13 protein-coding genes are annotated in these 15,960 nt (G+C 36.6%); 8 read left to right on the forward strand and 5 right to left on the reverse strand.

Translation table 11 applies throughout. The annotated features are described in order from the left end of the window. Window positions 1-22: 22 nt before the first annotated feature. The 4 genes from B0A80_RS00050 (at window position 23) to B0A80_RS00065 (ending at window position 5,633) form a co-directional block, all read left to right on the forward strand. On the forward strand, window positions 23-643 hold the full coding sequence (locus B0A80_RS00050) for a hypothetical protein (protein ID WP_070906865.1): 621 nt from the start codon (window positions 23-25) through the stop codon (window positions 641-643). 105 nt (window positions 644-748) lie between these two features. Beyond that, complete coding sequence (locus B0A80_RS00055) at window positions 749-2,074, forward strand: DUF3472 domain-containing protein (RefSeq protein WP_089076002.1); 1,326 nt, start codon at window positions 749-751, stop codon at window positions 2,072-2,074. 259 nt (window positions 2,075-2,333) lie between these two features. Then, entirely contained in the window at window positions 2,334-3,689 is a 1,356-nt protein-coding gene (locus B0A80_RS00060; RefSeq protein ID WP_198288053.1) for a Gfo/Idh/MocA family protein, read from the forward strand. Window positions 3,690-3,776: 87 nt separating this feature from the next. Further along, complete coding sequence (locus tag B0A80_RS00065) at window positions 3,777-5,633, forward strand: beta-galactosidase (RefSeq protein ID WP_089076003.1); 1,857 nt, start codon at window positions 3,777-3,779, stop codon at window positions 5,631-5,633. A gap of 125 nt (window positions 5,634-5,758) precedes the next feature. Here the strand turns inward: B0A80_RS00065 and B0A80_RS00070 are convergent, their stop codons facing one another. From B0A80_RS00070 to guaA, 4 genes are all read right to left on the reverse strand, one after another. Beyond that, complete coding sequence (locus tag B0A80_RS00070; protein ID WP_017497321.1) at window positions 5,759-6,160, reverse strand: OsmC family protein; 402 nt, start codon at window positions 6,158-6,160, stop codon at window positions 5,759-5,761. Continuing rightward, entirely contained in the window at window positions 6,160-8,274 is a 2,115-nt protein-coding gene (locus B0A80_RS00075) for a PBP1 and LysM peptidoglycan-binding domain-containing protein (RefSeq protein WP_089076004.1), read from the reverse strand. Before B0A80_RS00075 ends, B0A80_RS00070 begins: the two co-directional genes overlap by 1 nt. A 94-nt stretch (window positions 8,275-8,368) precedes the next feature. Continuing rightward, on the reverse strand, window positions 8,369-10,288 hold the full coding sequence (locus tag B0A80_RS00080) for a LysM peptidoglycan-binding domain-containing protein (RefSeq protein WP_089076005.1): 1,920 nt from the start codon (window positions 10,286-10,288) through the stop codon (window positions 8,369-8,371). Between the two features lie 62 nt (window positions 10,289-10,350). Continuing rightward, window positions 10,351-11,880: a glutamine-hydrolyzing GMP synthase gene (gene guaA / locus B0A80_RS00085; RefSeq protein WP_017497318.1), complete on the reverse strand. Its 1,530-nt coding sequence runs from the start codon at window positions 11,878-11,880 to the stop codon at window positions 10,351-10,353. A 219-nt stretch (window positions 11,881-12,099) separates the two neighbouring features. On the opposite strand from guaA, the gene B0A80_RS00090 reads away from it, so the two are divergent. Then, window positions 12,100-12,627 (forward strand): hypothetical protein, encoded by a 528-nt coding sequence (locus B0A80_RS00090; RefSeq protein ID WP_017497316.1) that lies wholly within the window; start codon window positions 12,100-12,102, stop codon window positions 12,625-12,627. Window positions 12,628-12,905: 278 nt separating this feature from the next. Here B0A80_RS00090 and B0A80_RS00095 read toward each other — a convergent pair whose 3' ends face one another. Beyond that, window positions 12,906-13,619, reverse strand: a complete 714-nt coding sequence (locus B0A80_RS00095) for a hypothetical protein (RefSeq protein WP_089076006.1) — start codon at window positions 13,617-13,619, stop codon at window positions 12,906-12,908. 461 nt (window positions 13,620-14,080) lie between these two features. On the opposite strand from B0A80_RS00095, the gene B0A80_RS00100 reads away from it, so the two are divergent. The 3 genes from B0A80_RS00100 (at window position 14,081) to B0A80_RS00110 (ending at window position 15,846) form a co-directional block, all read left to right on the forward strand. Further along, the gene (locus B0A80_RS00100) at window positions 14,081-15,004 is read left to right on the forward strand and encodes a DnaJ C-terminal domain-containing protein (RefSeq protein ID WP_089076007.1); all 924 of its coding nucleotides are present in this window, start codon (window positions 14,081-14,083) and stop codon (window positions 15,002-15,004) included. Then, the gene (locus B0A80_RS00105; protein WP_089076008.1) at window positions 14,994-15,299 is read left to right on the forward strand and encodes a chaperone modulator CbpM; all 306 of its coding nucleotides are present in this window, start codon (window positions 14,994-14,996) and stop codon (window positions 15,297-15,299) included. Before B0A80_RS00100 ends, B0A80_RS00105 begins: the two co-directional genes overlap by 11 nt. A 163-nt stretch (window positions 15,300-15,462) precedes the next feature. Next, on the forward strand, window positions 15,463-15,846 hold the full coding sequence (locus B0A80_RS00110; RefSeq protein WP_070906873.1) for a RidA family protein: 384 nt from the start codon (window positions 15,463-15,465) through the stop codon (window positions 15,844-15,846). Window positions 15,847-15,960 lie beyond the last annotated feature (114 nt).

The raw sequence follows: 15,960 nt of genomic DNA on the forward strand, positions 1-15,960 counted from the left end.
TTAACCTATTAAACCTTATTATATGAAAAAACTCCTATGCTTACTTTCCTTATCCCTTCTTATTTTCAGTTGTGTCAATGAAGAAATTTCAGAACAACCGCTATCATCAAATCAAGCTTCGACTTCACAATCAAGCGCTAAAAAATCTACTGCCTTAACTGCAAAATCAAGTAGTATACAATACTCCCTTTTTCAGGTCACACAAGAATTTAATTCAGGAACTGAAGCAGTAATTGTTGGAGAAATATATTGTTCTCAAGCTGTTGAGGCTAAGTTTCAATTTGGATACCACGGAAATGTCCCTACTAAATATGAAGTTAGAATGCCTGGTGTTCCATTAATAACTTCTGCCTTCGGACCTTCTAATCGAACAATAACGACACAATTGCTTCCCGGAATTAATACATTCTCGGTTACTGTCAAATTTTCAGGCCCAAATCAATACGCTAATGCAAAGCTTTCTTTACTTTCAATAAATAATGATACCTCTTTAAATGCGGAAGGTGATATTGACTTAACAGCTCAAGGATATAGTGAACAAAAAGCAGTAGATGGTTCATCAAACTCTATGCATGCTATTTGTAGCAAATGTGGAGCCCTAAACCTGAAAGATGCTTTAAAATGTATTAGTTGTGGTAAATAATCATTTTAAATATTTTTTTGTTTGTTTATACCTCTCTAATTAAAAGAGTTAGAGAGGTTAATTAAAAAAAAGGAGAATACATTTATAATAACTTAATCTCAAAAAATGAAAAAAATAGTATACCTGTTTTTTGCTTCTTTTCTAGTTTCGGTTTCCTGCGTTGGCAGCAATGATGATGTAACATCGGAAAATGAAACCATAGAAAATCCAAAGACAACAATTTCTCTGCCTCTTGGTGGAAATGCGTATAGTTCTAAACATTTAGACGGAAAAAATACCATTACCGACAATGGCATCGAAAACTGGACAGATTCCAACGAGTTTTTCACCGCTTATTTCAGAATTTCCAAACCCGGAAGCTTTCAAATTACGGTAGAAGAATCTGTTGAAGTGTATGGAAAATCCGAACTCGAATTTTCGATTAATAATGAAACCAAAAAAGTAAACTTCTCCACTTCAAAAAAGGCCGTTATCGCAGGAACCTGGAACCTTAAAAAAGAAGGATATATTGCTGTTAAAATAAAAGGAATCAGTAAAACCGGCGATCGTTTCCCGTCTATTAGTCGTCTAACGATTGCAAGTGCTGATTTTGACGGTAAAATCTCCTATGTACCCAACAACGAAGGCGACTTCTATCACTGGGGACGTCGTGGACCTTCTGTTCATTTAAACTATCAGACTCCCGAAAACACCAACACCGAGTGGTATTACAATGAAATTACAGTTCCTCAAAACGAAGACATAATTGGGTCTTATTTTATGGCAAATGGTTTTGGCGAAGGTTACTTCGGAATCCAGGTAAACTCAGCCACAGAAAGAAGAATTTTATTCTCGGTCTGGAGCCCGTTTACAACTGACGATCCTAACAGTATTCCTGAAACTCATAAAATTAAACTGCTGAAAAAAGGCGAAAATGTACACACAGGCGAATTTGGTAACGAAGGTTCAGGCGGACAGAGTTATTTAAAATACAACTGGAAAGCAGGAAACACCTACAAGTTTTTACTTCGAGGACTGCCTGCCGGTAATAACACCACTACATATACCGCTTACTTTTATGCTCCCGAACTGAATAAATGGTTATTGATTGCCAGTTTCAATCGTCCTCAAACCAATACCTATTTGAAAAGATTTCATTCCTTTCTTGAAAATTTCATCCCGGAACAAGGAGATCTGTCCCGCAAAGTCCTGTTCAACAACCAATGGGTTTGTGATGAAAAAGGCAACTGGTCAGAAATTAATTCGGCACGTTTTACAAACGACAATACAGGGGCAAAAGAATACCGAATGGATTTTGCAGGCGGAACGGAAAATGGTTTCTTTTATTTAAAAAACGGAGGTTTTTTTAATGACTATACCACGCCAAAAACTATTTTTACAAAACCATTAACGAATAAAAAACCGGAAATAAATTTCAATACATTACCCTAAAATTATGATGAACAACCATGGCAATGCTAAAATGATAAAATTAGCCACAGATTAGAAAGATCCGCACAGATTTCTTTACTAATTGCGTATAAAATCTATGTGAATCTGTAAAATCAGTGGCAAAAACATCCTCGTTATGCATTTCACCCAACGGTTTACTAAAAATACAACACAACAATAATCCCCGATAATCGGATTTTAGATTATCAATCATTTCAAATCAAAATAATACATTATGAAAACTAGTATTTTAAAATTCATGTTAGCCGCCTGTATTCTGTTTGGAGGAACAAACGCATCGGCACAAATGATTAAAACCAAAACACCTGCCCGTGCAAAAGGTCAAACCGATGTTTTACGTTTGGCAACAACACCACTACCTACCGTTCGTGTTGCCTTTATAGGTCTCGGAATGCGTGGTCCGGGAGCAGTAGAGCGCATGACACATATTCCGGGTGTAGAAATTGTCGCATTATGCGATATGACACAGGAAAATACTTCTAAAGCAAACGAAACTTTAACCAAAGCCGGATTTCCTAAAGCTCAGGAATTTTACGGTGACGAAAATGCCTGGAGAAAAGTGACGGCTTTACCAAATGTTGATTTAGTATATGTTGCCACCGATTGGAAACACCATGCTATCATTGGTGTTCAGGCAATGAAAGACGGTAAGCACGTAGCCATAGAAGTTCCCGGAGCAATGACAATGGAAGAAATCTGGCAGCTTATTGATACTTCTGAGAAAACTCGTAAACACTGTATGCAACTTGAAAACTGTGTATACGATTTCTTTGAACTTACTACCTTAAACATGGCACAGCAAGGTTTATTTGGAGAAATTCTTCATGCCGAAGGATCTTACATCCACGGACTTCAGCCTTTCTGGGGAGAATACTGGAACAACTGGAGAATGGATTACAACATCAAACACCGTGGCGACATTTATGCTACTCACGGTATGGGACCCGCTTGTCAGGCTTTGAACATTCACCGTGGTGACAAAATGAACTTTTTAGTTTCTATGGATACGAAAGCGGTTGGAAATCCGGCATACATTAAAGAAAAATCAGGAAAAGAAATCAAAGATTTCAGAAATGGAGATCACACCATGACCATGATTCGTACGGAAAACGGAAAAACAATCCAAATCCAGCACGATGTTACCTCTCCTCGTCCGTACAGCAGAATGTACCAATTAAGCGGTACAAAAGGTTTTGCTAACAAATACCCATTAGAAGGATATGCATTAGACGGTAAGGAATTAGGTGATGATGTAAAACCAAATCATGAAAAATTAAGCGCACACTCTTTTGTTCCTGCAGATGTGAAAAAAGCATTAATGGAAAAATACAAACACCCAATTGTAAAAAACATCGAAGAGCAGGCTAAAAAAGTGGGCGGTCACGGCGGAATGGATTTCGTAATGGATTACCGTTTGATTTACTGTCTGCAAAAAGGGCTTCCGTTAGACATGGACGTTTACGACTTAGCTGAATGGTCTTGTTTAGGTCCATTAACAGAGATTTCTCTTGACAACGGTTCAGCTCCTGTAGAAATTCCTGATTTCACACGTGGGGGATGGAACAAGTTGAAAAAATTAGAATTTTCAGAATAAAAATTTATTGGTTAGTTAGTAGAAACAAGAGGGCGCGATTTATAGTGCTCTCTTGTTCATTATAGTCAACACTAATTTGAATTAAAGATGAAAAAAATATACCTTACCTTTCTGTTTCTTTCTCTTACCCTTTGCGCAACAGCCCAAGAGAAACAAAGTTTTGCTATTGCCAATGGAAATTTCCTGCTCAACGGAAAATCCATACAAATTCATTCCGGTGAAATGCACTACTCCCGCATTCCACAGCCTTATTGGCGCCATCGCTTAAAAATGATGAAAGCAATGGGTTTAAATGCGGTCGCCACGTATGTATTTTGGAATTATCATGAAACGGCACCCGGAATCTGGGACTTCAAAACCGGAAATAAAAACCTGGCCGAATATATTAAAACAGCTCAGGAAGAAGGCTTATTCGTGATTTTACGCCCTGGGCCGTATGTGTGTGCCGAGTGGGAATTTGGAGGTTATCCCTGGTTTTTACAAAATGTTCCTGATATGATCATTCGTGGAAACAACACCGCCTATCTGGCAGCAACTAAAGCCTATTTTACCGAACTGTACAATCAGGTTAAGAATTTACAAATCACCAAAGGAGGTCCAATTATTATGGTTCAGGGGGAGAATGAATTTGGCTCGTATGTCGCACAACGCAAAGATGTTCCTCTTGAAGAACATAAAAAATACAGTGCAGCCGTTTTTCAACAATTGAAAGACATTGGTTTCGAAGTTCCATTTTTTACTTCAGACGGAAGCTGGTTATTTGAAGGCGGAGCTTTACCGGGTGCTCTCCCAACGGCAAATGGAGAAAGCGATATTACAAAACTAAAAAACGTGGTCAACCAATTCAATAACGGGCAAGGTCCGTATATGGTCGCTGAATTTTATCCGGGTTGGCTGGATCATTGGGCTGAACCTTTCCCAACACAAACTCCTCAGGAAACTGTTGACCAAACACAAAAATATTTAGACCATCAGGTTTCATTCAACTACTATATGGTTCACGGAGGAACTAATTTTGGCTTTACTTCCGGAGCCAATTACGACAAAGAGCATGACATTCAGCCCGACATGACTTCTTACGATTACGACGCTCCAATTAGCGAGGCGGGTTGGGCAACCCCAAAATACAACGCGTTAAGAGCCATCCTCAAAACCAATGAAACTCCGGCTGTTCCGGCAAAAATGCCTGTGATCATAATTCCGAATATTGCCTTAACGAAAGTCGTTGACTTAGCCGATTTAAAGTCTACAATCCCTCCTGTAACGGCAGACAATCCTTTAACCTTTGAACAGCTCAATCAGGGAGACGGTTATGTTTGGTACAGCAAAAGATTTACACAGCCTATTAGCGGGAAACTGGAACTAAAAGGCCTACGTGATTATGCCATAGTGTATGTCAACGGAAAAAAAGTAGCAGAATTGAACCGCTATTACAAAAAATACGATTGTGAAATTGAAGTTCCCTTTAACGCAACACTAGATATTCTGGTAGAGAATATGGGGCGTATCAACTACGGTTCTCAAATTAATGCCAACAATAAAGGAATCATTAGCCCTGTAATAATCAATGGCGAAACCATTACCGGAAACTGGAAAATGTACCCGTTACCAATGGCTCAGGAACCGGATGTAACGGCTTACAAAAACTCAGGAAAAATCGACCGTCCTACGGTATATCAGGGAACCTTTAATCTGAGTAAAACCGGAGATACCTTCCTGGACATGCGCGACTGGGGCAAAGGAATTGTATTTGTAAACGGAATCAACATTGGGCGTTACTGGAGCGTTGGTCCACAACAAACATTATATGTTCCGGGTTGCTGGCTTAAAAAAGGCAAAAACACCATTATGATCTTCGAACAAAAAAACGGGAAAATTCAGAAGGAAGTAAAAACAATTAGCACTCCGATTTTAGAAGATTTAAAACCCGAAAACGGACAATAATACCGGAAAACATTAGAGCAAAATAGAAATAAAATTGGTATAAAATTCTCTGTTTAAAAAAAATCCCAAACTCCAACAAAAATTGGAATTTGGGATTTAAAATTTTAAAATATTGGATTTTAAAATTACTTCCAGTTAAAAGTAATTTTCTTTTCAATTTCAGGGTTCAGACTTAAAAAAACCGGACAGGTCATTGCTGCACGTTCCAAAATGGTTTTGCTTTTCTCATCGGCATCCCCTTTCATTTCAAAAGCAATTTCGATGGCTCCAATACGTCTCGGTTCTGCATTCATAATCTTCGTTACTTCCGCAGTTGAATCGACTAAATTTACATTCAGATCACGGGCTTTAATTCCCATAATTGTCATCATACAGCTCGCTAAAGCATTGGCAACAGTATCTGTGGGAGAAAAAGCTTCTCCTTTTCCGTTATTGTCTACAGGCGCATCCGAAATGATTTCACTTCCAGATTGCACATGGATTGATTTTGTTCTTAAATCGCCTAAATAGGTTACTTTTGATGTCATTAATTTGCTACTTTTAAAGTTAAATCATTATCGTAATATAAGATGTAAACACCTTTGTTTGCGTGTCCTCCATCCTCTTTTTTGTAAAATTGAAATTTGTTGTCAACCTGTTCAGTTGTCATTAAATCGGCTGTTTCCTGATAAGTTTTTCCCTGAACCAAACGCATCATGGTATCAAAAGTAACATCAAATCCTCTTGTCGCGTAGGTATTTGGATTTACTTTATTTTTCAATCGGTACTCTTTTTCAAAAATCAAAACAGACTGTTCATCACTATCACGGGTAACGGACGGATACATCAATTTCAGCTTAATTAAACTGTCGAAACTAATCTCATCCGAATCCAGTGTACTGTTTGGCTCTAAAACTACCAACTGTATCTGACAGGTTTTTTGAGCATCTGTCAAAGCTTTTATAGTCGTTCTAACCATTGCTGTATTGGCCGATTCCATAACTACATAGTTCATTCTGTTAGGCAATAACAAACTTTTTAAATTGGCCACATCCAGAGCTCCGGTTTCAGTCAGATTAGCAAACACAACTCCTTTTTGGTTTTGTTTGATATAACTGATAACTGATTCTTTCTTTTTGTCTACAACTGCAACGATGTTTCCATTCTTCCCTCTCATATAATCAAAAACGGCATTTCGCACCACATCGTTTGATGGAATCGTCTGATACAAATTATCAATTGGGTTGGCTTTGTCTTTTGATAATGGAGAAATCACGGGAATATTATACAAACGCAATGTATTGGCAGTAGATTCGGCATTACTTTGATAAAAAGGTCCCACTACAGCATTGGCATCCTGCAATTTATTCTGAGCCATTAAACCTGAAACATTAGAACTGTTTTTCGTTTCCTGAGAATCATAAATTGCAACATCAATTGGCAGCTTTAAAGTTCTTGCCGAATCGATTGCCATTAAAGCTCCCGAATAAAAATCAAGTGTCATGTTCAGGAATTTATCACTCTTAATTCGACTGGCTGCACTGATAGTATCCCCCTGCATTTTCGCTAAATTGAATGGCAATAATAAAACTAATTTCTTACGTTCGTTCTCCCCTCTTTTTTTAGTCAGTTCCACCACTTCCGGATTAACGGAAACAGTTTCAGATTTTACTTTATCTACCACTTTAATTCCTGCTGTATTTTCAGCTGGCTTTTCAATGGTCTTTTCAATACTTTTTTCAACTTCTTTTTCAGCAGGCTGTTGGTGTACGATAATTGGTGTTGGCGCCACATATCCTGCCGGAACTTTTAAAACCATTCCCTCTTTTACACCTTCAGAAAGTGCCGGATTCAATGCTGTTAATTCTTCCTGAGTAATATGAAAAGTATGCGTTAAACTATAAAAAGTTTCTTTTGGTTTCACCTGATACTCCATATAAGAAGTTGCTTTTTTCGAAGTTTCCACTGCTTTTTTTGTTTCAGCCGGTTTTACAACAGCAGCCGCAGACGGAGCAGAAGTTTCTACTTTAGGAGCAGTTCCTTTGATCGTCAGACGATAACCAACTGGCAGGTTTGAAACAATTTCAGGGTTACGTTTTTCTAATTCTTCAATGGTCATTCCATATTGTTTTGCAATTGAAAATTTAGTTTCTTTTGCTACCACATCATGGTAAACATACTTTTCCGGTGCTGCCGACTTCGGTTTCGCTGAAGTTGAAACAGTTGTTTTCACCACACTTCCTTTTGACGGAATCTCAAGAGTTTGTCCAATCTGCAAACCATCTTTCACCAAAAAAGGATTAGCTGCTTTTAAAGCTTCATCCGTAACATTATACTTTTTCTCAATGCCAAACAAAGTTTCTTTTGGTTGTACTTCATGCGTAATTGTTTTTCCTGAATTTGAACTTTTCACTGGAGCAACATCATTTTTAACTACTGTTTTAGCACCGCTTGTCGGAATCAATAAAACGGTATTGGGTTTAACTCCATTTCTGGCATCCGGATTTAGGGAATAAATATCATAAGGCGTAACCTTAAATTTAACAGCAATCTGGTTAATAGTTTCTCCGCTTGAAACCGTATATTTTACCACCTTTTCTTGTGAAAATGCGGAACTGGTTGCAAAAAAAATCAGAGACAATAATGTTGAATAATATTTCATAATAAAGCTTAAAACAATTTAATTCCTAATTCAAAAACAAGTTACAAAATTCTCTGTAAAACAAAATCCCTGCCACTTGTTTTTTCTGCATTGCTTATTCCCTAAGATCAATCTCGACCTTAGCAATACTCACCTCTTTATATAACTCATCTTCCTCTTTTTTCTTGCATTGATATAGTACTTCTTCCATATTTTGGTACTTATCGGAGTACACATAGTACGAAAGACTATTAATATTAAAAAAGAAACTGGCGTTAAAATCGCCGGAATCAATGAGTTTCATAATGAGCTTATCCCTTAGCGTTGCGTCTGTAAATATACCCAAAACTAAGTAATAGCCGTTTGAAACTTCGCGAAGATTATCAAAAACTTCCACCTTTATCGTTTTGTCCCTTTTAAGCGGATTTTCCTTTAACTCCTGTTTCATTTCTTCCGATGAGATAATTTTTGAATCGCCAATGAATCCGTTTTTTTTCTGATTTTTAATTGCCTGATCCTGATACTTTTTCAATTTCAGCAAAGCCACTTTATCATCAAAATTTCGGGCTTCCATGCTATAGTAGGATGCTTTACTAATGTGTCTCTTCACTTCAATCTTCTTCTGATTATCCAGTGAGTCAATTTTAGCAATCAAGAGCTGATTCTTAGCGTCACCCTGCTCCTGCTCTATTTTGTACTGCTTTATTTCTTCCAATGAAAGGCGCTGTTGCAATGAAACCGGATTATTATTTTTTTCGCTTTCCCGGATTTTTTTCTTGTATTCCTGGTTTTCGGCTACAGCGATTTTTTCGACTTTATTCATTAAACCGGCATAGACTTTTCGGTTTTCTGCCAACTCTTTTTTTAACTGAGACGATAATTCATTCGTTTTCCCAATACTTTCGTAAGATTGTTTTTCCAGTCTTTTTGATTCGTCAACATTTAAAATATCCAGTCTTTTCAAATCGACCAGATCATCATTCATCGTACGAACCAGCGAATCCAGTTTCGCCATTAAAACATCCTGCACATTTTTATTAGCTTCCAGTACCAATCGCAATTTTTCAACTGAATTTTCTTTTGAGCCATTCATGTCATTCAGATTGATTTTCAAATCATTAATTTTTATAATTTTCTGATTCATTTCTTTCTGAACAACCAAACGGTCTTTCAAATCTTCCAATTCGACTGTTTTTGCTTTTGTTTTTTCCACCACTACCTGCTTTTCGGCCAGAGCAATCATCAGTTCTTCGCTTTCATTTGTCGGCTTTACACCTTTTGTATTAATGGCCAGCTTATTTCCAACAATCAGTCCGTTTACGATTTCAGGATTCTGCGATTCCAGCTGATCAATCGAAATTCCATATTTTTTAGCGATCGAAAACTTCGTTTCTTTAGGCTCGACCACATGAAAAACAGTTTCCTGATTGATGACGCGAACTCGTCCGTCTAAAGTTTTTCGTTTATTCGGAATTGCAATAGTCTGTCCTACCTGCAATCCATTTTGAAGAAGATTTTTATTCCCATTTTCCAAATCCAAAACCGAAACATTATACTGTCTCGCAATACTAAACAAAGATTCTTTTGCCACAACCTGATGGCTGACTTTTGAAGAAATTGTACTTTCAGTTTGAGAAAGATCTCCGGAACCTTGCGGAATAATTAATTCCTGACCAATCTGAAGTCCGTTGGTAAGAATCGCCTGATTGGCATTCTGAAGAGCTTCCACCGAAATGTTATACTGTTTTGCTAAACCAAAAAGAGTTTCTTTTGCGCCAACAACATGAATAATCTGCTGACTGGAATTTGGTTTTTCAGAGGAATGGACAGGAATCCTGATCATCTGATCGTCTTTGATTCCGTTTTGTGATTCGGGGTTGAGTTTGTAAATTTCTTCTACTGAAACCTTGTACTTTTGGGCAATAAAGTAAGCAGTTTCCCCCTTTTGAATCCGATGCTCAATAATTGAATCTTGTGCAGTTATTTTGTTAAAAGACAAAACAAACACAAGAGAAATCGTTAAAAATTCTCTCATAAATAGTAGGTTTAAAAAATTAAGGCGTTACAAATGTAACGCCTTAATTTTAAAAAATAGTACTATTCCCACTCAATTGTTGCTGGTGGTTTTGAGCTGATATCGTAAACCACACGATTCACGCCTTTTACTTTATTGATAATATCGTTAGACACTTTCATTAAGAAATCATACGGTAAATGAACCCAGTCGGCCGTCATACCATCTGTTGATTCTACAGCTCTAAGCGCTACTACTTTTTCGTAAGTACGCTCGTCGCCCATTACACCAACGCTGTTTACCGGAAGCAAGATTGCTCCTGCCTGCCAAACTTTGTCATACAATCCCCATGATTTTAATCCGTCGATAAAAACGGCATCCACATCTTGTAGAATCTGAACTTTTTCCGGAGTAATATCTCCTAAAATTCTAATTGATAATCCTGGTCCCGGGAAAGGGTGTCTTCCTAATAATTCAGGATCTATTCCTAAAGTAGCTCCCACTCTTCGAACTTCGTCTTTGAACAGCATTCGAAGTGGTTCTACAATTTTTAATTTCATATAATCCGGCAATCCACCTACGTTATGGTGCGATTTAATGGTTGCCGATGGTCCTTTTACCGAAACTGACTCAATTACATCAGGGTAAATAGTTCCCTGTGCCAGCCATTTTACATCTTCGATTAAGTGTGATTCATCATCAAAAACTTCGATAAATACACGGCCAATTGTTTTACGTTTGGTTTCAGGATCACTGATTCCTGCTAATTCTGACAGAAAACGATCGCCTGCATCTACTCCTTTTACGTTCAATCCCATTCCTTTGTATTGATTCAATACATTTTCGAATTCGTTTTTACGCAAAAGTCCATTATTAACAAAAACGCAATATAAATTTTGTCCAATTGCTTTGTTTAATAGCACTGCAGCAACAGTAGAATCTACTCCTCCTGACAATCCTAAAACCACTTTATCATTTCCTAATTTCTCTTTTAACTCCGCTACCATTTCTTCTACGAAAGCTCCTGGTGTAAAGTTTTGAGGAACATCAGCGATATCTACTAAAAAGTTTTTCAGCATTTTTGACCCATCGGTAGAGTGAAAAACTTCAGGATGGTACTGAATAGCATAAGTAGTTTCACCTTCAATTTTATAAGCGGCAAATTCTACATCATGTGTGCTTGCTAATTTTACAGCATTAGTTGGTAAAGCTTTGATACTATCGCTATGGCTCATCCAAACCTGGCTGTTTTCAGAAACTCCGTTGAAGAAAACTTCATTCTCTTTAATATAAGACAAATTAGCTCTTCCATATTCTCTGGTGTTCGAAGCTGCTACTTCACCTCCGCTAAAATGAGCTAAGTATTGTGCTCCGTAACAAACCGCCAACATTGGAAGCTTGCCTCGAATTTGAGATAAATCAGGATGTGGAGCATCTTCTGCACGAACAGAAAAAGGACTTCCTCCTAAAATTACGGCTTTATAAGGTGATAAATCACTAGGAAAGTGATTGTAAGGGAAAATTTCGCAGAATATATTTAATTCGCGAACTCTACGCGCAATAAGCTGAGTATATTGCGATCCGAAATCTAAAATAAGTACGTTGTGTTGCATGCGCAAAAGTACTTTTTATATTCGAATTTGAAAAATGGAATTTTGATTTTTTTTTCTTTAAAGGTTCTAAGGGGCTGAGTTACTAAGATTCTGAGGCTCATTTTTACTATAAAAATAAAAACTTAGCATCTCAGAATCTCAGCAACTTAGTATCTTCGCAAAAAAATCCAAAAACCAATTTATTTCGTACGTAACGAAAAACCCAATTAAAATTTAACTATGAAATCAAAATTAATTGCCCTTTCTCTCTTTTTGTCTTTGTTTTTAAGCTCTTGTGATGCTGTAGATAATTTATTGACTTTTACGATTTCAAACGAAACTTCGATCCAGATTAAGAGCACTTCCCCTATCAATTTGCCTTCGGAAATTATCACTCCCGATGTCACTACAAATTCTTCTGCCGAGTTTGAGAACAATAAAACCAAAGCCAGTTTAGTAAAAGATGTTAAACTGAAATCGCTTAAACTAATGATCACAAATCCAACCGATAAAACATTTACGTTTTTAAAATCGGTTCATTTGTATATTTCTACGACAGATTCTGATGAAATAGAACTTGCGTATCAGGATAATATCAATGCCTCCACTAACAGCATCGATTTGATTTGTACCGATGCAAGACTGGACCAGTACATTAAAGCAGATAAATACAAAATCAGAACAAAAGTTACTTTGAAAGAAACGCTTACTAAAGATGTAACCGTAAAAGCAGAAATGAAATTTAGAGTGACAGCAGATCCATTTTAGAAAAAAGGTTCTGAGGTTCTGAGATGCTAAGGTTCTAAGTTCTTTTTATAAAGACTTGGAACCTTTGTTCCTTAACCCCTTAAAATCTCAAAAAAACTACTTTGAGATTACCCCAATAATCACGTAGTTATCATGTATTAAAAAACTTAGAACCTTAGCATCTCAGCCCCTTAGTATCTTAAAAAACTGTTGTAAGGTTACCCCAATATTCATGTAGTTATCATGTATTAAAAAACTTAGAACCTTAGCATCTCAGCCCCTTAGTATCTTAAAAAAAACTATTCTTTTGTCACAACAATCGAAGCCTTAAATCCTGCGGCAAGGTTATCCCAGTAATCATTGGTCACTAATTGTCCTTTATCATCGTAGACTTGGATTTCTGCAGTGTTTCCGCCCAATGTACCGATATTTAGAGCTTCAAAATCTAATTTATTAAACCCTGCTGCGAGGTTTATTTTTACTTCTTTAAAATTGGACCCCAATAGTATCTGACTGGCAATTACGGCATCATTTGATGAAACTTTGACCAAATCGCCGTCAATAGCTCCAAAGTCTCTTAGTTTTACAATGAAATATTGTGATTTTGTTCTAAAATCTCCCAAAGAGATATTTCTTTTTACCAACGTTCCGCGTCCTTCTTTTAAACCGGCATCTCTTAAAGCTTTGTCTAAATCTTTCTCCATTTTGGGCACGTAACGATCTCCCGGATTGGCAAAATCAGTTTCGGTAGACATGGTAAACTTGCTTTTCTCTGCCCCGATCTGAAATTGGGATTTTGGGGTAATACTGGTATTGTCAAAAACATTAGGTGTTTTAATCCCCGGTATGTCCAGATTTTCACCCTGAGGGTCTTTTATTTCCGGAATTGGAATCTTTTTGGGTTTTGCTCCAAATTTAGGTGCTGCAATGGGCTTGAATTTAGTTCCAAATTCCTTTTGCGCCGATACGGTAACAGCAGTAAAAAATAATATGAAGAATAAAATGTGTTTCATTGAAAAAGTATTATCGAATCGGCTTTTATGTTTGCTTTAAAATCGGGATCTGGAATCACAAAAATAGCATAATATAGTTAAGCACTACAACTTTAAGACTTTTATAACACTATATTATGCCTTTTTTTGGAATCAAAAAACCTGCCAAAAACTGCAAATTCTAAATCCTAAACTCAAAATTCCAAATTCCAAATTCTAATATTGCAAATCAATCATGGGACTTCTGAAACTATGTAAATGTTATTTTTTAAATATTCGAAAAACATCGTTTTGATAATTAGCAACTTATTCCTAACTTCAATCTTTCAAAGAGAGATACTAAAAATTAAACTCATATCGTAAATCGGACACCTCGGAACTTCGATTATTTTTCAATTTAGAATAATAAATCAAAAAACACACCTCTGTTCCGGCTGTTTAAAACACCTGTCGAAATAGCTAATTTATTAAATTTTCAATCCATGGATTATATTGATTATTACAAAGTATTAGAAATCACAAAATCTGCGACCGAAGCTGAAATCAAAAAGGCTTATCGAAAACTGGCACGAAAATACCATCCTGATTTAAACCCCAATGACAAGGAAGCGGAGAAAAAATTCAAAGAAATAAATGAGGCTAACGAAGTTTTAAGTAATCCCGAAAATCGTAAAAAATACGACAAATACGGAAAAGACTGGAAACATGCCGACGAGTTTGAAAAAGCAGGTTACGATCCTAACCAACAGCAATATTCCCGACAACAGCAAGGCAATCAAGGCTACACTGATTTTGGCGGCGAAAACTTTTCCGAAAGTGATTTCTCTGATTTCTTCAATTCTATGTACGGTTCTTCAGGGAGAAGTTCCAGAGGTCAGGCAAAATACAGAGGTCAGGATTTTAATGCCGAATTACAGTTAGACTTAGCATCCGCTTACACGACTCACAAGCAGAATCTAAGTGTTAATGGAAAAAATATCCGAATCACCATTCCGGCCGGAGTCGAAAACGGACAGATTATCAAAATTCCAAATCATGGTGCACCCGGTGCAAATGGTGGTCCAAATGGCGATTTATATATCACTTTTTTAATTGATAATGATTCCGATTTTAAGCGGGAAGGCCATAATTTATATGCCGATGTTGAACTGGATTTATACACCGCAATTTTAGGAGGAGAAATTTTTGTAAAGACTTTTGACGGAAAAGTAAAAATAAAAGTCCCGGCCGAAACTCAGCCCGGAACTAAAGTAAAATTAAAAGGTAAAGGCTTTCCGGTATACAAAAAAGAAAATCAGTTTGGTGATTTATACATTACTTACACTATAAAAATCCCAACCCAACTGTCTGCCAAAGAAAAAGAATTATTTGAAGAACTAGCTAAACTAAGAAATCATGAGCACTAAAAACTTAATCCATATTAAACAATTTTGCGTGTATCACGAAATTGAGAACACCTTTATAACGGAGTTGCATAATTACGGTTTGGTAAAAATTATACTACTTGAAGAAGACGAATATTTCCAACCGGAACAATTACCAACTGTTGAGAAAATGATACGCCTACATTATGATTTAAAAGTTAATCTTGAAGGCCTCGATGTAATCGCAAACTTATTGAATAAAATCGAAGGATTGCAGCAAAACCTTACTGCTACTCAAAATAAACTTCGTCTTTACGAACAGCATCAAATCGAGTAAAGAACAATTTGACGCTTTAAAATATCACAAAAAAGAAGGAATTCCGAAATGATTTCAATTCAATTGTACTCTTTTTCATTGGCATATTTTATAAATTGCGACTCTATTAACCAACTCGAATTTGCCTTAAAAACAAAAAAGTAAATTCAATAAACCAAAAGAAATGAAAAGAGAAAACATCTTAACAGGATCTCCTTGGGAAGACAAAATGGGATATTGCCGTGCCGTAAGAATTGGCAACATCATCGAAGTTTCAGGAACCGTAGCTATTGTTGATGATGAAAAAGTAAAAGCTAATGACGCTTATGCTCAAACCTACAACATCCTGGAACGTGTTGAAAAAGTTTTAGAAGATTTAAATGTTGGAATGAAAGATGTGATCAGAACGCGAATTTTCACTACTGATATTTCGACTTTTGAAGAGGTAGCAAGAGCGCATTCCTCCTTTTTTAAAGATGTAAAACCAACAACCGGGTTCTATGAAATCAGCAAACTGGTTGCTCCCGAATATTTAGTTGAAATTGAATTTACGGCTGTTGTACAATAATTTTTAAGCTGCGAATTCATGATTTTTATTTAGCCACAGATTAAGGGATTAAAAAAGATTATTTTTGTCTCAATAAAAATTCGTTTTATTCTTGAATTCGTGGCTAAAAAACTT

Source organism: Flavobacterium tructae (assembly GCF_002217475.1).
Lineage (GTDB): Bacteria > Bacteroidota > Bacteroidia > Flavobacteriales > Flavobacteriaceae > Flavobacterium > Flavobacterium tructae.